This window comes from Bradyrhizobium sp. Leaf396 (genome assembly GCF_001424605.1).
Lineage (GTDB): Bacteria > Pseudomonadota > Alphaproteobacteria > Rhizobiales > Xanthobacteraceae > Bradyrhizobium > Bradyrhizobium japonicum_C.
This window is the reverse complement of sequence record NZ_LMQJ01000007.1, coordinates 150444-165542: the sequence shown is the minus strand read 5'-3', so window position 1 is coordinate 165542 and position 15099 is coordinate 150444. Positions and strand designations below refer to the sequence as shown.

The following is a 15099-nucleotide window of genomic DNA, read 5'->3' as shown; positions in this document are numbered from 1 at the left end:
TCAATATCCCCTTGCTCGATCCACCACATTCTCCAGCGCCCCGCCGGCCTCGAACCGCGCGATCTGCTCCGCGACATAGGCTGATATTGCGTCGGCATCGGTATCGGCTGCGTTGTGCGGGGTCAGCACCACCTTTGGGTGGGTCCAAAACCGGCTGTCCACCGGCTGCGGTTCCTGCACGAAGACGTCGAGCGAGGCGGCGCCCAGCGTGCCGTCGTCGAGGCAGGCGAGAAGATCGGCTTCATTCTGCAGGCCGCCGCGGCCGGCATTGATCAGCACGGGCGCGCCGAGCGGGCTGTTGCGGTTGAGCTTTGCAAAGACGTCGCGGTTGAGGATGCCGTGCGTGTCGGGCGTCAGCGGCAACAGGCAGACCAGGATGTCGGTCGTGCGCAGGAACGCGTCCATCCCGGCGGCGCCATGGAAGCATTCGATGCCGTCGATCGTCCGCGGGCTGCGGCTCCAGCCGGCGACACGGAAGCCGAGCCGCCGCAGCACATCGGCCGCATCGGCTCCCAGCGTGCCCAACCCCATGACGCCGACCGTGATCGCGCTCGCCGACCACTGATATCTGGGCTCCCAACGTCTCGCGCGCTGGCACTCCCGCAAGTACAGCTCCTGGCGGTGGTGCATCAACACGTGCAGCACGACATATTCGGTCATGCGATTGGTGAGATCGGGCACGGCGACGCGCACCAGCGGCACTTCGGGCAGGCTCTTGTCGGCCATCAGCGCGTCGACGCCGGCGCCCAGATTGAAGATCGCACGCAGATTGGGGAACGCGCCGAGAGCGCCCGGCGCCGGCTTCCACACCGCGGCGTAGTGCACCTCCGCCGGATCGAGCCCGGCATCGGGCAGCAGCACCACTCGGCGGTCCCCGCAGACCGTTTCGAACCGGGCCTTCCATCGCTCCGGCAGCCAGTTCTGCTGCGTGCTGTTGATCAGGACGGCCAGTGTGCCCGGGGTCATTCGAAGTGCCTCTTAGGTTCCGCTCGAGTAGGCTCTCCTTGGCACGATCTGCCGGATTTTTCTTGCAAATTTTTTCCGCAGTCCTGTCGGCACGGGGCATATTGGCGCGTCTTCAGAACAGACGAGGAAAGTGCCGCCCATGCTCTACGCCATTCTTTGCTACCACGATGAGGATTTCGTCGGCTCCTGGAGCAAGGACCAGGACGAGGCCGTGATGAAGAAGCTCGCCGTTGTGCAGGAGAAGCTCACCAAGCAGGGACGGCTCGGTCCGGTGGCGCGGCTGCTGCCGACCACCGCGGCGGCGACGCTGCGCAAGGAGGACCCGCCCCTGGTGCTCGACGGCCCCTATGCCGAGACCAAGGAGCAGCTGCTCGGCTTCTACATCGTCGATTGCAAGAACCTCGATGATGCGCTCGACGTCGCTCGCGAGCTGGGCGCAGCCAATCCCGGCGGTGCCTATGAGGTGCGTCCGGTGGGCGTATTCCGGCCCGGAGGAAATCTAACGTGAGCGAGGCCGACACCGCCTGGATCGAGACTGCGCTGACCTCGGCGCGACCGCAGGCGGTGGGCGCGCTGCTGCGCTATTTTCGCGATCTCGACACCGCAGAGGAGGCTTTTCAGAACGCCTGCCTGCGCGCGCTGAAGACCTGGCCGCAGAACGGTCCGCCGCGCGATCCCGCGGCCTGGCTGATCATGGTGGGCCGCAACGTCGCCATCGACGAGGTGCGCCGCGCCCGCAAGCAGCAGCCGCTGCCGGAGGACGACCAGGCCATCTCCGATCTCGACGATGCCGAGGGTGCGCTGGCCGAGCGCCTCGACGGCTCGCACTATCGCGACGATATTCTGCGGTTGATGTTCATCTGCTGCCACCCGCAACTGCCGGCGACGCAGCAGATCGCGCTGGCCTTGCGCATCGTCTCGGGCCTCACCGTGAAGCAGATTGCTCGCGCCTTCCTGGTCTCGGAAGCCGCGATGGAGCAGCGCATTACGCGGGCCAAGGCGAAGGTCGCCGAGGCTGGGACACCGTTCGAGACGCCCGGCGCGGTCGAGCGTTCCGAGCGGCTCGCCGGCGTCGCGGCGATGATTTACCTGATTTTCAACGAAGGCTATTCGGCGGGTGGCGACACCGCGGAGATCAGGAAGCCGCTCTGCGAGGAAGCGATCCGGCTGGCGCGGCTGCTGCTGCGGCTGTTTCCGAGCGAGCCGGAGATCATGGGCTTGACGGCGCTGATCCTGTTGCAGCACGCCCGCAGCGCCGCGCGCTTTGCCGCGGACGGTTCGCTGATCCTGCTCGACGATCAGGATCGTTCCTTGTGGAACGGCACGATGATCGCCGAAGGTCTCGCGCTGATCGACAAGGCGATGCGCCACCACCGCAGCGGGCCCTATCAGATCCAGGCCGCGATCGCGGCGCTGCATGCGCGCGCATCGACGCCGGAAGAGACCGACTGGGCGCAGATCGATCTGCTCTACGGCGCGCTGGAAGTGGTGCAGCCCTCGCCGGTGGTGACGCTCAATCGCGCGGTTGCGGTCTCCAAGGTGCGCGGGGCGCAGGCTGCGCTCGATCTGATCGAGCCGCTGGCAACGAAGCTCGCCAACTATTTCCATTTCTACGGCGTGCGCGGCGCCTTCCTGATGCAGCTCGGCCGCAACGCTGAAGCCCGCGTCGCCTTCGACCGGGCCATCGCGCTCGCGAATACCTCCGCCGAAGCCGCTCACATTCGTATGCATCTCGATCGCCTGATCCGGGACAGCCAGTCGAAGAAGGAAAGCGCCAAGGCCAAGTGAGGCGAAGACCATCTCCGCCGTCAGGCCCGGGCTTGACCCGGGTATCCACGACTTGCCATCGAGGTTGAAGAACGCGGATGGCCGGGACAACGCCCATGACGTGGGAGGGGCGGTGCGCCAAAAATTTCACGTCGCCTTGTCGGCCCCGGCTCCTCGCCTTCGTCCTAGTTCCGTATCGGGGGAGTCATCCATGCTGAAAGTCTTTTCCATCATCGCTATCGTCCTCGCCGTCGGAGTCGCTGCCGTCCTCGTCTTCGCCCTGACCAAACCCGACACGTTCCGCGTCGAGCGAAGCCTGGCAGTGAAGGCGCCGGCCGATGCGATCTATCCGCAGGTCGCCGATTTTCACCGTTGGACCGCCTGGTCACCGTATGAGAGCCGCGATCCCGCCATGAAGCGGACGTTCGGCGGACCTGCCGGTGGCAAGGGCGCGACCTATGCCTGGGACGGCAACAACAATGTCGGCGCCGGCCGGATGGAGATCCTCGAGGCGAGCGGACCTTCGAAGCTCCGCATCAAGCTCGATTTCGAGCGGCCGTTCGAAGGCCACAACACCGCCGAGTTCACCTTTGTGCCGCAAGGCGATGCCACACTCGTCACGTGGGCGATGTACGGTCCGGCCCCGTTCCTGTCCAAGCTGATGCAGGTGTTCATCAACATGGACAGCATGATCGGCAAGGATTTCGAGGCTGGTCTCGCCAGCCTGAAGAAGCTCACCGAGAAGCACTAAGCCTCACTGGAAGCGAAGAGGAGAGAAACGATGCTCAATCCCTATCTGTTCTACCAGGACACCTGCGAAGCGGCGTTCACCTATTACGCCAAGGTTCTCGGCGGCAAGATCGAAGCGATGATGCGCTCATCGGAGGCGCCGCCGGAGGTGCCGGCCGCGCCCGGCCGTGAGAAGATGATCATGCATGCGCGGATGTCACTCCCCGACGGCGGCGTGCTGATGGCCTCCGACGCGCCCGCGGAGCACTTTCAGAAGCCGCAGGGTTTCTCGATCTCGCTCACGGTCACGGACCCCGCGGATGGCGAGCGAAAGTTCAATGCCCTTGCCGACGGCGGCTCGGTCACCATGCCGTTCAGCAAGACCTTCTGGGCCAGGGGCTTTGGCATGTGCGTCGACAAATTCGGCATTCCCTGGATGGTGAACTGCCCGGCGGAGGGAATGTGACGGGCGCGATCGAGCGCATTCCGTTGAGCGGCGATCCCGCTTCTCCAATGCCGCGGGAGAGGGGATCGCCGTCAACGGACTGAACCGGTGACGTCCTCGCGCAGCGGCGACGAGTGCACGCAGCGAGGACAGATCACGAGCTTGCTGCCGAGCTGCCGGTCATTCTCCGCCTGTATTTCGTCATGGACCGCCCACCATGCTTCGGAATATGGGCGCAATGTGCCGAGCACCCTTTCCCGCTCCTGATTCGGATCAGGTGCTGCGGGCGCGTGATTCGTGGCGCGCCGCTTCGCGGCATGAGGACGATTGGGATCCTTGCCAAGACCGTCCCAGGCGATGGAGCGACGTTCCTGGGCTGGAGCGTCGGCGCATCCGATCAGCGCTGTGCAAAAAATAAGCAAGATGAAGCCGTGTCGAATCATGCCGCGCCTTTGTTACGTAGGGGACGCGCAGAATCCGCGTGAAATGCGCGCCACCGCGTCCGATCGTTGGAACTCAAGACAAAGCAAATGCGCCGGCATGGCCGAATGGAGCGTGCTTCGCATCACTTTGCGGGCGCAGTGAGGCCGCTTCGTGAAACCAACTGCGCCGCACAACAAGTGGCGCAATATTGGGCTGTGATCCGCGCGTCAGAATCGCTAATTGTGCTTCACAAAAGCTACAAACTGGGGTGGGGCGACTTGGAAGGGAGCGACCGATGGCGGCGGCGCTGCAGATCAATTTCGCACTTTGGGGGATGCTCATCTGCGTCAGCATGAAGCTGGGGCCGGTGGTTCAGACTCTCTTCTGAAAACGGTTCTGAAACAATAGCGTGACGTGGTTCTCGCGAAAGCGGGCGGAACTAGCCGGACGCTCGGAAGGCCAGGCCGAAGAGCCGAACTGGCTGGCGAGCTCGTCACCGGCACCGCGGATAGATCGCGGCGAGATCGCGCCCCTTCAACAGCAACAGCCGTGAGCTCAGGCCGCCGCGGCGGCTGATCCAGTCGCGCACCGGGCCGGGATAGGCAGCAAGCACCGCAACCGATGCCTCCGGCTCGGCATAGAAACGTCCGCGCCGATCTACCGAGCGCGCGGCGTGGAAGCCCAGCACGGCGCGCTTGGTGACGCAGATGCGCTCGCCCGGCACGATGCTCAGCACCAGCGTGCAGGCGGACAGGCAGGGACCGTCGATCACCACGCGCTCGCCGCTATCACGCACCTTCTCGAACAAGTCGAGGAATGGGCCGACCTGCCCGCCCGGAGACTGGATGATGCGGATCTCGGCGGCGGCCGGCGTGGCGGCGATTGCCGATGCGAGCATCAGGGCCTTAAGGCAGGTGATACGTCGCATGAAGCCACCAGCTCGCTCTTGTAGATGGGTCAGCCGCAGGCGCAACTCCACCATCTGTCTCTTTCCAGCGATCGCAATGAGGTGGAATACGCCTGCGGCTAATCCACCCTGCTATTGCAGACCTACCCATTCCGTCGCTGGCCACGCAGCGTCGGCAGGCCGATGCCCGCCGCATCGAAGCCGCCATCAACGGCCAAAATTTGGCCGGTGATGTAGCTCGCGCTTGCCGAGGACAGAAAATAGATCGCTTCCGCGAGTTCCTCTTCCAGCCCGTAGCGGTTGAGCGGAATGGCGTCGTGATAGTCGGCGCGGATCTCCTTGGTGTGCACCTGCTTTGCCATCGCGGTATCGACCGGTCCCGGTGCGACCGCGTTGACCCGAATGTTGAGTGAGGCGAGCTCCACGGCGAGCTGTTTGGTGAGGTGCGCAAGCCCCGCCTTGCTGGTGCCGTAGGCCGAGCGCAGCGTCGAGGCGCGCACCGCCGAGATCGAGGTGACGTTGACGATGGCGCCGCCATGGCCCTCGCGCATCAGGGGCACCGCGGCCTTGGTGCAGAGAAACGGGCCGGTGAGGTTGACGTCCAGCACGCTCCGCCAATCGGCCTCCGATGTCTCCATCAGCGGTGCGAACACCGCGATGCCGGCATTGTTGACGAGCGCATCGAGCCGGCCGAACCGGCCCTCGATCTCCCCCATCGCATCGCTCAATGCGGCTGCGTCCGAGACATCGCAGGTCAGCGCCAGCGTCGCCTCACCTTGACCGATCTCGGCGACGGCGCGGCTGAGCAGTTCACCCTCGATGTCGAGCAGCGCCACACGCCAGCCCTCGGCCAGGAATTTCTTCGCGGTCGCAAGCCCGATGCCGCGGGCGGCTCCGGTGACGAGGGCGACTTTGTGCGGGGCTTGCGGCATTTGCTGATCTGTCCTTCTAGCGGAAACGGAAGCTTGTCGGGCGGCCAGCGCCTTTTACTTCGCTTTCGTCCCGACGAGGAAGGGCCTATGCCGGAGTTCGCGCTTGCACCGTCACCCTGAGGGCACCCGCTGTTCAGCGGTCCCGGAAGAATGGCCGAGATCGCGGAAGGTCGCGCCTATGCCAGCTCCGCCGAGGCGCGCTGCATGTTGGCTGACATGTCAGCCGTCACGATGCTCTGCTCCTCGACTGCGGCGGCGGTGGACGCGATGAACTCGTTCACGCCGGCGATCGCGGCCTTGATCGCCGTGAGCGATCCGGCGACGTCGCCAGAGATGACGTTCAGGGCATCGATCTCCGAGGTGATCGTGTCGGTCGCCTGCTTGGCCTGGCTCGCGAGGTTCTTCACCTCGGAGGCGACCACCGCGAAGCCCCGGCCGGCCTCGCCCGCGCGGGCGGATTCGATCGTGGCGTTGAGTGCGAGCAGGTTGATCTGGCTGGTGATGCCGGAAATCATCTCCACGATGCCGCTCATTGCTTGTGCTGCCGTGGCCAGCTTCTGGGCCTGACTGTCCGCGGACTCGACCCGCGCTGTCGCGACCTTGGAGGTCTCGCGCGATTTCGCCATGGTTTCGGAAATCTCGCGGATCGAGGCGCTCATCTGTTCGCTGCCGGCCGCAACCGCGTCGATCAGCCCGCGCGCATTGTCGGCCTTCTTGCGGCCGATCGCCTGGGCGGTGATGTCGGTGGCGTATTTCACCACCTTGTAGGGCCTGCCGTTGAGATCGAGAATCGGGTTGTAGGATGCCTGGATCCAGACCTCTCGCCCGCCCTTGGCGATCCGCTTGTATTCGGCGGCCTGGTATTCGCCGCGATTGAGGGTCTCCCAGAACTGGCGATAGGCCGCCGAAGTCCTCTCATTCGGCTCGACGAACATCGAGTGGTGCTGGCCCTTGATCTCGGCCAGCGAATAGCCGATCGCCTTCAAGAAATTCTCGTTGGCGGTGCGGATCGTGCCGTCCATGTTGAATTCGATCACGGCTTGCGATTTCTGGATGGCGGCGAGTTGACCGTCATTGTCGGCGGCCCTCATCTTTTGGGCGGTGACGTCGGTGGCGAACTTCACCACCTTGAATGGCTTGCCGTTCTCGTCGAGGATTGGATTGTAGGTGGCGATGATCCAGATTTCTTTGCCGCCCTTGCCCAGCCGCTTGTATTCGGCCGCCTCGTACTCCCCGCGGTTCAGCTTGGCCCAGAAAGCGGCATAGGCGGGGCTGGCGCGGTCTTCCGGCGTTACGAACACGCTGTGATGCTTGCCCTTGATCTCGTCGAGCGAGTAACCCATGGCGTTCAGGAAGTTCTCGTTTGCGGTGATGATGGTGCCGTCCATGTTGAACTCGATCACCGCCTGCGCGCGATTGATGGCGGCGATCTTGCCGGAATCCTCCATGGTCTTGATCTTGTACGCCGTAATGTCCGTCGCGAATTTGATGAAGCTGACGACCTTGCCGCTTTCATCGCGGAGCGGCGCGTAGGAGGCGTGGACCCAGACTTCCTTCCCGCCCTTGCCGAAGCGCTTGTATTGAGTGGTCTGGAACTCGCCGCGGTTGAGGCTGGCCCAGAAGTCGCGATAGCAGGCACTCTCGCGCTCGGCCGGGCTGACGAACATGCTGTGATGCTTGCCCTTGATCTCGGCCAGCGTGTAGCCGCTCATTTTCAGCAGGTTCTCATTGGCGTCGAGTATGGTGCCGTCGAGGTCGAATTCGATCACGGCCTGCGAACGGTTGAGCGCCTCGACCTCTGCGATAGCGTGCCTGACCTTCTTGCTCTGGAAATTGAACACGTGAGCTCCGCAATATTACTGGCAAACTGGAGGACCGTGATACCGGCTTCCTTGAAGAAAAAGTTGCATGCTCTTCTTGAGCATCTGTAAACCTTGCGAACGCTTGGCCGAGGCCCGCGCTTTTACGGTGCGTTGTCCAAGTCATTCAACTAACAGGCGTTTCCGTTCCATATGCACGATGACGTTCACAAGGCGACCGGTAGTTGTACGGGAGGATCGCGCATTATTTTTCCTTGCAGGTGCGCCATTCGACCCTCTGGCTGCTGAGGATCGATTGCTGGCGGCCGCCTGATTGGGCCCAAGCATAATCTCGTGGCATAAGCTTCGCAGCTCAGTTCCCGACCCGGAACTAGTTGCGCGGCGCAATTCCTTTGGTGTCGCGAGCCGGCGGGCCATTTCTTCGGGCAGCCGAGCCTGTTGCGTCCCAGAAATTCTCGTCCGCATGTCGGTTCCTTGGACGTCTGTTCGTCTTGGAGGCGAGGGCGGACGGTTCCGCCGCCGCTCTCCCCGACGACGAGGGCAAGGAATACTCATGCGATTCATGATGCTGATGATCCCGCTCGGCTACGAGAGCGCACCGCCGGACGTGCAGCTCGATCCAGAACGCGTTGCCGCGATGATGCGATACAACGAGGCGCTGAAGGATGCCGGCGTGCTGATCACGCTCGACGGCCTGCATCCGCCTTCGATGGGCGCGCGCGTCTCGTTTGCGACCGGAGTGCCCGTCGTCACCGACGGGCCGTTCGCTGAGGCCAAGGAAGTGCTGGGCGGTTACTGGATGATCGAGGTCGCCTCGCGCGAGGAAGCGATCGCCTGGGCGACGAAGTGCCCGGCTACGCCGAACGAAATCATCGAGATCCGGCAGGTGCAGGAGATGAGCGACTTTCCGCCTGACGTGCAGGCGGCCGCCGCGGGTCTCGACGGCCTGAAGGCATAGCCACCACGGTCGCGATGAGCTCGCGGCCGTCATCAAGACTTCAACACGGGAGAGACCGATGAGCACCGGACATACATTCCTTGCCGTCTACCTCGGCAGCATGAGCGGCGAAAAGATGAAGGCCTGGCATGCGAGGCCCGAGGCGGAACGGAAGGCAATGGAGCGCGAGGGCATGGCCGCTTGGCACCGCTGGGTCGAGAAGCACAAGGACGTCATCGTCGAGATGGGCGGCCCGCTCGGCAAGACACGCAGGATCGACGCGAATGGCATCACGGAGGTCAGCAACGCCCTGACGGGGTTCACCGTGGTGCGCGCCGCCTCGCAGGAGGAAGCTGCAAGACTGTTCGAGAACCATCCGCATTTTGCGATCTTTCCCGGCGAGGCGATCGAGATCATGCCCGTGCTGCCGGTTCCTCAGATGTAGTGTTGGCAAGGGGCTGTCATTCCGGGCGGTTCGCAGGATCGAACCCGGATTTCGAGAATCTCAGGTTCGCAAGCGCGCAGCGTAGTTCGATGCTGGCGCATCGCCCCGGGTGGCTGCAGAGAATACCGGGTTAATCACGCCCCATCGGCGCTAGTGACGTTCGCGTCCGGCTCATGTAAAGCTCTTTCACATGAGCTGGCGCAAGGAGCAGCGCCGCGCCGAGCGCGGCTATCACCACGGCAATCTGAAGGAGGCCCTGTTGCAGGCCGCTCTCGGCCTGATCGCCGAGAAAGGCGCAGCGGGCTTCACCTTTGCCGATGCCGCCCGGATGGCCGGCGTCAGCGCGGCGGCGCCATACCGGCATTTCCGCGACCGAGACGAACTGTTGTCATCGATCGCCCAGCGCGGCTTTGAGCAGTTCGAGGCGCGCCTTGGCGCGGCCTGGGACGACGGTCGCCCCGATACGGTCACCGCGTTCGAACGCGTCGGCAAGGCCTATCTCGCCTTTGCCCGCGAGGAGCCCGCCTTCTACAACGCGATGTTCGAATCGGGCGTGCCGGTGGATGTGAATCCCGCACTCCAGGCGGCTAGCGAACGGGCCTTCAACATCATTCGCGCTGCGGCCGAGCGGCTCGCGGCCCTGACGCCGCCGGGCACGCCTCGGCCGCCGGCGATGATGATGGCGCTTCACATCTGGTCCATGGCGCATGGCGTCGCCTCGCTATTTTCCCGCGGCGACGCCGCCCGACGAAAGCTGCCGATGTCGCCCGACGAGCTGTTGGAGGCCGAGGTGCTGATCTATCTGCGCGGCCTCGGTTTTCCGACCGACCGTCGTCCGGCAGGCAAGAGCGCCGAGCCGCCGCCCGTGCCACCTGAGGCATCCTCCGGATCGGGCCTGCCGCCGGGCGGTCCCTGGGGCAAGCCGAAATAAGATTGCGCAAATAATCACGCGGGCGTGTCTGGCGGCCAGCTTGACAAAATCGCGGGATGGTCTAGCTATGTAAATGTTATTTACATTCACAACGGCGCTGGTGCCGTGATGGAGAGGGAAATGGCCTACACCGCTGATGTCAATCGATGGCGCGGCCCTTCGGACCAATACCAACGCTACGATCGTCCCCGCATGCTCGATACGCCCTGGCATCCGGGCTGGATCGCCGTGACCATTCTCGGGTTCATCATCTGGTGGCCGATCGGGCTTGCCCTTCTCTTTTTCACACTCGGGAGCAGAAGAATGTCGTGCTGGAGCCATCCGGATCGTTGGCAGAACAAGATGGAAAAGATGCAGTACAAGATGGACCGCATGCGCGACCGCATGGAGCGTCGCGGCTTCGGGTTTGGCTTCGGCCCGCCGTCCTCCGGCAACCGCGCCTTCGACGAATACCGCGCCGAGACGCTGCAGCGCCTCGAGGAAGAGCAGCGTGAGTTCAAGGACTTTCTGACCCGTCTGCGTCACGCCAAGGACAAGGAAGAGTTCGACCAGTTCATGGCGCAGCACAAGACGCGTCCGACCCCGCCGCCGACCGACCAGCAGCAGGGCTGACACCTCTCAAAGCCTTCAGGCGCATGCCCCCAAAGTCCTGATGGCCCCGAGCCGCCCGCCTGCGCAACCCGCAGGCGGGCGGTTCGGCTTGTAGCGCCAAGATGCCAGACAGAGCTCGTTCGCAGGCATTCTCGTCCATCTGCGACTCGCGAGCGAAAGCTCGCCCGGATGCAAGACTGGCGCCTCGCCCTGGATCGCCTATATTCGCCGCCACAGATGCACGCGGAGCGGAGGCGACGATGGCGCAAGTTGCGACACTGGCGAGCGACGCCGTCTGGCAGGCGATCCGTGGCGAGGCTCAGCGCGCGACGATTGCCGATCCTGTCTTCGGCCGGGCTCTTGCGGGCGCCATCCTCACCCATAACGATTTCGCCGCCGCCCTGGCCGATCTGATCGGGCAGCGGCTCGGCGGCGCCGGCGCCGAACGCACGCGCTTCACATCCTTTGCCAGCGATGCCTTTCGCGGCGAGGCGGACCTGATCGAAGCCGCCGGACGAGACTTGCAGGCCGTCTCGCGCAGCGACCCCGCTGCGGCGGGCCTGCTGCAGCCGCTGCTGCATTACAAGGGTTACCTCGCGCTGCAGGCCTGGCGCGTCTCGAACTGGCTCTGGCGGCATGACCATCGTGACGCGGCGCTGCTGTTTCAGAACGAGGCGTCGAACGTGCTCCAGGTCAGCATTCATCCGGCCGCCAGCATCGGATCCGCCGTTTATCTCGACCACGCCACCGGCATCGTGATCGGCGCCGGCGCCGTCATCGGCGATGACGTCACCATTCTCCAGAACGTCAGCATCGGCCGCAGCAGCGAACTGCCGGCGCGCTCGCCCCGCATCGGCTGTGGCGTCTATATCGGTGCGGGCGCCAGCATCCTCGGCGACATCAGCATCGGCGCTCATGCGAAAATCGGCGCCGGCACCCTTGTGAGCAAGGACGTCCCCGCCGGCTGCACGGCGGTCGGCAATCCTGCGCGGCTGACCAACTGCCCCGAGCCCGCCTCGGCGGCCTGACGTGCCGCTCGCTCAGGCCGCGCGGCGGCGACCTTCGCCGCCATGATGCGGCGTGACGGGCTCCGAGCTGGTCTGGCCCGGCGCATCCAGCACCGCGACGTGATGCCGATACACCATTTCCCAGCCCTTCCACCCCGTGAACAGCAGGATGCCGACCACGATCAGGGACAGCACCACGCCCCATGGCTTGATCGCAGCTTCCGCACCTTGTGCGTAACGGAGGTAGAAATTGACGAGGGCCAGCACAACTGCCGCAAGGTTACCGACCATGTGGTACCAGGCATCGTTGAGACTGCGGATGCGGGGTTCGCCGAAGAAGTCCACAAAGCCGGCGGCGGCGGCAACCAGCGCCATGACGATGCCGGCGCCGATCAGCCACATCGCGGCGCGGGCCCAGAAAGCGTCGTCGGTTCCAATGAAGGCGAGATCGGTGATGGGTGCGCCGACCAGGCATGCAACGGGGAACGGAATCAGCATGGGATGCAGGGGATGATCGCCGACCGCGGCGGTCGTCTTGGGGTTGATGCTCATGGAAAGACCTCGCCAAAGGTGAGTTTCCCAGACAATTTTCCGCCCTCTGGCTGGTTCCTACCGGCGCCGGGGCGGACGCTCTCCTTCTGATGCGCGAACGGCAGGGCTGAAATCCCATGACCGGGCGGCAGCGGGCCGCCCCATCTCCCTGCGCTGCCTGCCTTTCCCGGAGCCAAATTCGCCGCCGGTAACCCCGCATTAACCAACGCCGGGCTCTGGTAAGAGTGGACAGTCGCGCCCGAAGCCGTGTCGAGGCCCTTAGTTTTGACATCTTGGCGGGGAATGCAGGCGACCGGCTTTGGACGAGCCTTTGGACGAGCCCTGCACCCCAAAAAGACGAGGCTTTGAGCGGGCTTGCCGGCCGCGCCGGTTCTAGCGCGGCGGTTGGGGAACACCGGCGGCGATTTGCTGGCCGAGGACAATAGGTAACGATCGCCTTGAGAGGATACTGCTCATGAATCCGGCCGACGTGGCTCAGTCAGCCCTCCCGGTTGCTGCCTCCGCCGACGTATCGCTGATTGCGCTGTTTTGGCAGGCTCACTGGATCGTGAAAGCGGTGATGCTGGGGCTTCTGGCCTGCTCGGTCTGGGTCTGGGCCATCGCGATCGACAAGATCTTTCTTTATGCGCGCACCCGGCGCTCGATGGACCGGTTCGAGCAGGCGTTCTGGTCCGGCGAGTCGATCGAGGAGCTCTATCGAACGCTCTCGGCCAAGCCCACGCATTCCATGGCAGCCTGCTTCGTGGCCGCGATGCGCGAGTGGAAGCGTTCTTTCGAGAGCCATGCCCGCTCGGTCGCGGGCCTGCAGATGCGTATCGACAAGGTGATGAACGTCTCGATCGCACGCGAGGTCGAACGGCTGGAGCGGCGCCTGCTGGTGCTGGCGACCGTCGGCTCCGCCGGCCCCTTCGTCGGCCTGTTCGGCACGGTCTGGGGCATCATGTCGAGCTTCCAGTCGATCGCGGCGTCGAAAAATACCTCTTTGGCGGTGGTCGCTCCCGGTATCGCGGAAGCGTTGTTTGCGACCGCCGTCGGCCTTATCGCCGCCATTCCTGCCACTATTTTCTACAATAAGTTCACCTCCGAGGTGAACCGGCAGGCCCAGCGCCTGGAGGGTTTCGCCGATGAATTTTCAGCCATCCTGTCCCGTCAGATCGACGAGCGTGGCTGACGGACGGCATGTATAGTGTGAAGGGCAATTTGGGCACCAGACCATGGGCATGAACGTCGCAAGTTCATCCGGAGGCGGCGGACGCCGCGGCCGGCGCAAGCCCGTCGTGGCCGAAATCAACGTCACGCCCATGGTCGACGTCATGCTGGTGCTGCTCATCATCTTCATGGTGTCGGCGCCGATGTTGACGGTCGGCGTGCCGCTCGATCTGCCGCAGACCCAGGCCAAGAGCATCGAGAACAGTGATCAGAAGCCGATCCAGCTCTCGGTCGACATCAAGGGCAAGGTGTTCATCAACGACTCCGAGATCGCCATCAACGAGCTGGTCCCCAAGCTGAAGGCGATCACCGACGCGCGCGGCGGGCTCGAGGAACGCATCTATCTGCGCGCCGACAAGAAGGCGGATTACGGCACCGTGGCCAAGGTGATGGGCCAGCTCTCGGGCGCCGGCTTCAAGAAGCTCGCCCTCGTCACAGAAGCGGATCAGGGGTCCTAGGCCGGTGAAGGTGAACGTCGACAAGACACTCGTTGCGTCGATTGCTCTCCACGTCCTCGTGCTGGGATGGGGTCTGCTGACCTTTAGCAGCAAGGCCTATATCGCGCCGGAGGAGTCGCTTCCCGTCGATATCATTTCCACCGATCAGCTGGCGCAGATGATGGCGGGGCAGAAGACCGGAAAGAAGGAAGAGCCGAAGCCGAAGGTCGAGAAGATCGCGGAAGCGAAGCCCGAAGAGGACGCCGTCGGCAAGGTCACCGAGAAGAAGGAGCTGATCAAGACCAACTCGCAACCGGAGCCGCCGCCGAAGCCTGCCGAGAAGCCGGTGGAGAAGAAGCCCGAGCCCCCCAAGCCGGTCGCCGAGGCGAAGCCGAAGGAAGAGCCGAAGCCGCAGGAAAAGAAGCCTGATCCGGCCAAGGAAGATCCGATCGCTGAGCTCCAGAAGAAGCTTGAGACCAAGAAGCCGCCGCCCAAGCCCGTGGAGCAAAAGGTTGCGGCGGTGCACCCTCAGCAGCAGCCCAAGCCGAAGGAGCGCACCTTCGATCCCGCCCAGATCCAGCGCGACCTCGACAAGCGCGCCGCGACCCGGCACGAGCTCGCCGGCTCCGCGCTGAATGCGTCTGCCTCGCTGGGAGCGGCCACCGGAACTGCCGCCAGCAATGTCGCGACCTGGCGCGGTGCTTTCCAGGGCGCGGTCAAGCGCTGCTTCACACCCACATACAACGGGCAGGACGCCGACCAGTACGAAGCCGATATCGACATTCCCATGAAGATCGATGGATCGCTGGCTTCGGAGCCGATTGTCGTCGCAGTGCGTGGACCGTCGCGCTCGATTGCTCAGGCCATTGCCGAGAGTGCCAAGCGCGCCATCGTGCAGTGTCAGGTCTATTCGTTCATGCCGAAGCAGCAATACGAGAGCTGGAAGCTCATCCCGATGACTTTCGGCCTGAAAGACATGTTGTGACATCCGAACAAAAGAA

Annotated in this window: 18 protein-coding genes; 12 read left to right on the top strand and 6 right to left on the bottom strand. The window is 64.0% G+C overall.

All coding sequences use genetic code 11. From position 1 onward, the window contains the following. Positions 1-966, bottom strand: coding sequence for a 2-hydroxyacid dehydrogenase (locus tag ASG57_RS09530; RefSeq protein ID WP_024337610.1), 966 nt, complete (start codon positions 964-966; stop codon positions 1-3). A gap of 139 nt (positions 967-1105) precedes the next feature. Between ASG57_RS09530 and ASG57_RS09525 the strand changes: the two genes are divergently transcribed. The 4 genes from ASG57_RS09525 to ASG57_RS09510 all read left to right on the top strand — a co-directional run bounded on the left by ASG57_RS09525 (position 1106) and on the right by ASG57_RS09510 (position 3928). Beyond that, positions 1106-1474 carry a YciI family protein gene (locus ASG57_RS09525; RefSeq protein WP_024337611.1) on the top strand — a complete coding sequence of 123 codons (369 nt, stop codon included), beginning with the start codon at positions 1106-1108 and terminating at the stop codon, positions 1472-1474. Continuing rightward, on the top strand, positions 1471-2754 hold the full coding sequence (locus tag ASG57_RS09520) for an RNA polymerase sigma factor (RefSeq protein ID WP_024337612.1): 1284 nt from the start codon (positions 1471-1473) through the stop codon (positions 2752-2754). The genes ASG57_RS09525 and ASG57_RS09520 overlap by 4 nt, the downstream gene beginning before the upstream one ends. A 190-nt stretch (positions 2755-2944) precedes the next feature. Then, a complete protein-coding gene (locus ASG57_RS09515; protein WP_024337613.1) occupies positions 2945-3484 on the top strand; it encodes an SRPBCC family protein in 540 nt (179 codons plus the stop codon). Between the two features lie 30 nt (positions 3485-3514). Next, on the top strand, positions 3515-3928 hold the full coding sequence (locus ASG57_RS09510; protein WP_024337614.1) for a VOC family protein: 414 nt from the start codon (positions 3515-3517) through the stop codon (positions 3926-3928). 71 nt (positions 3929-3999) lie between these two features. Here the strand turns inward: ASG57_RS09510 and ASG57_RS09505 are convergent, their stop codons facing one another. The 4 genes from ASG57_RS09505 to ASG57_RS09490 form a co-directional block, all read right to left on the bottom strand. Further along, on the bottom strand, positions 4000-4350 hold the full coding sequence (locus ASG57_RS09505) for a hypothetical protein (RefSeq protein ID WP_057196136.1): 351 nt from the start codon (positions 4348-4350) through the stop codon (positions 4000-4002). A gap of 473 nt (positions 4351-4823) precedes the next feature. Further along, complete coding sequence (locus ASG57_RS09500) at positions 4824-5258, bottom strand: hypothetical protein (protein ID WP_024337616.1); 435 nt, start codon at positions 5256-5258, stop codon at positions 4824-4826. A 122-nt stretch (positions 5259-5380) separates the two neighbouring features. Beyond that, positions 5381-6169: an SDR family NAD(P)-dependent oxidoreductase gene (locus ASG57_RS09495; protein ID WP_057196135.1), complete on the bottom strand. Its 789-nt coding sequence runs from the start codon at positions 6167-6169 to the stop codon at positions 5381-5383. 176 nt (positions 6170-6345) lie between these two features. Beyond that, complete coding sequence (locus tag ASG57_RS09490; RefSeq protein ID WP_057196134.1) at positions 6346-8010, bottom strand: methyl-accepting chemotaxis protein; 1665 nt, start codon at positions 8008-8010, stop codon at positions 6346-6348. A gap of 532 nt (positions 8011-8542) precedes the next feature. On the opposite strand from ASG57_RS09490, the gene ASG57_RS09485 reads away from it, so the two are divergent. The 5 genes from ASG57_RS09485 (at position 8543) to ASG57_RS09465 (ending at position 11921) form a co-directional block, all read left to right on the top strand. Then, positions 8543-8947 carry a YciI family protein gene (locus ASG57_RS09485; RefSeq protein ID WP_024337619.1) on the top strand — a complete coding sequence of 135 codons (405 nt, stop codon included), beginning with the start codon at positions 8543-8545 and terminating at the stop codon, positions 8945-8947. A gap of 58 nt (positions 8948-9005) precedes the next feature. Continuing rightward, positions 9006-9371 carry a YciI family protein gene (locus tag ASG57_RS09480; protein WP_057196133.1) on the top strand — a complete coding sequence of 122 codons (366 nt, stop codon included), beginning with the start codon at positions 9006-9008 and terminating at the stop codon, positions 9369-9371. Between the two features lie 190 nt (positions 9372-9561). Continuing rightward, on the top strand, positions 9562-10302 hold the full coding sequence (locus ASG57_RS09475) for a TetR/AcrR family transcriptional regulator (protein WP_024337621.1): 741 nt from the start codon (positions 9562-9564) through the stop codon (positions 10300-10302). Between the two features lie 120 nt (positions 10303-10422). After that, positions 10423-10914, top strand: a complete 492-nt coding sequence (locus ASG57_RS09470) for a DUF2852 domain-containing protein (RefSeq protein WP_024337622.1) — start codon at positions 10423-10425, stop codon at positions 10912-10914. Between the two features lie 239 nt (positions 10915-11153). Continuing rightward, on the top strand, positions 11154-11921 hold the full coding sequence (locus ASG57_RS09465; RefSeq protein WP_024337623.1) for a serine acetyltransferase domain-containing protein: 768 nt from the start codon (positions 11154-11156) through the stop codon (positions 11919-11921). A gap of 12 nt (positions 11922-11933) precedes the next feature. Here the strand turns inward: ASG57_RS09465 and ASG57_RS09460 are convergent, their stop codons facing one another. Next, complete coding sequence (locus tag ASG57_RS09460; RefSeq protein ID WP_024337624.1) at positions 11934-12452, bottom strand: DUF2231 domain-containing protein; 519 nt, start codon at positions 12450-12452, stop codon at positions 11934-11936. Between the two features lie 454 nt (positions 12453-12906). Here ASG57_RS09460 and tolQ point away from each other — a divergent pair, with 454 nt between their 5' ends. From tolQ to tolA, 3 genes are read left to right on the top strand one after another with little or no spacing between them, the layout of a single operon-like run. Continuing rightward, positions 12907-13623 (top strand): protein TolQ, encoded by a 717-nt coding sequence (tolQ, locus tag ASG57_RS09455; protein ID WP_014492404.1) that lies wholly within the window; start codon positions 12907-12909, stop codon positions 13621-13623. Between the two features lie 43 nt (positions 13624-13666). After that, a complete protein-coding gene (tolR, locus tag ASG57_RS09450; protein ID WP_057196132.1) occupies positions 13667-14119 on the top strand; it encodes a protein TolR in 453 nt (150 codons plus the stop codon). 4 nt (positions 14120-14123) lie between these two features. Next, the gene (gene tolA, locus ASG57_RS09445; RefSeq protein WP_024337626.1) at positions 14124-15083 is read left to right on the top strand and encodes a cell envelope integrity protein TolA; all 960 of its coding nucleotides are present in this window, start codon (positions 14124-14126) and stop codon (positions 15081-15083) included. Positions 15084-15099 lie beyond the last annotated feature (16 nt).

Bases quoted from the DNA above. Each gene is read 5' to 3' on its own strand.
- ASG57_RS09470 (WP_024337622.1), top strand. From the start codon at position 10,423: ATGGCCTACACCGCTGATGTCAATCGATGGCGCGGCCCTTCGGACCAA.
- ASG57_RS09530 (WP_024337610.1), bottom strand. From the start codon at position 966: ATGACCCCGGGCACACTGGCCGTCCTGATCAACAGCACGCAGCAGAAC.
- ASG57_RS09475 (WP_024337621.1), top strand. From the start codon at position 9,562: ATGAGCTGGCGCAAGGAGCAGCGCCGCGCCGAGCGCGGCTATCACCAC.
- ASG57_RS09525 (WP_024337611.1), top strand. From the start codon at position 1,106: ATGCTCTACGCCATTCTTTGCTACCACGATGAGGATTTCGTCGGCTCC.
- ASG57_RS09505 (WP_057196136.1), bottom strand. From the start codon at position 4,350: ATGATTCGACACGGCTTCATCTTGCTTATTTTTTGCACAGCGCTGATC.
- ASG57_RS09480 (WP_057196133.1), top strand. From the start codon at position 9,006: ATGAGCACCGGACATACATTCCTTGCCGTCTACCTCGGCAGCATGAGC.
- ASG57_RS09460 (WP_024337624.1), bottom strand. From the start codon at position 12,452: ATGAGCATCAACCCCAAGACGACCGCCGCGGTCGGCGATCATCCCCTG.
- ASG57_RS09465 (WP_024337623.1), top strand. From the start codon at position 11,154: ATGGCGCAAGTTGCGACACTGGCGAGCGACGCCGTCTGGCAGGCGATC.
- tolR (WP_057196132.1), top strand. From the start codon at position 13,667: ATGGGCATGAACGTCGCAAGTTCATCCGGAGGCGGCGGACGCCGCGGC.
- ASG57_RS09515 (WP_024337613.1), top strand. From the start codon at position 2,945: ATGCTGAAAGTCTTTTCCATCATCGCTATCGTCCTCGCCGTCGGAGTC.
- tolQ (WP_014492404.1), top strand. From the start codon at position 12,907: ATGAATCCGGCCGACGTGGCTCAGTCAGCCCTCCCGGTTGCTGCCTCC.
- ASG57_RS09495 (WP_057196135.1), bottom strand. From the start codon at position 6,169: ATGCCGCAAGCCCCGCACAAAGTCGCCCTCGTCACCGGAGCCGCCCGC.
- ASG57_RS09500 (WP_024337616.1), bottom strand. From the start codon at position 5,258: ATGCGACGTATCACCTGCCTTAAGGCCCTGATGCTCGCATCGGCAATC.
- ASG57_RS09485 (WP_024337619.1), top strand. From the start codon at position 8,543: ATGCGATTCATGATGCTGATGATCCCGCTCGGCTACGAGAGCGCACCG.
- ASG57_RS09510 (WP_024337614.1), top strand. From the start codon at position 3,515: ATGCTCAATCCCTATCTGTTCTACCAGGACACCTGCGAAGCGGCGTTC.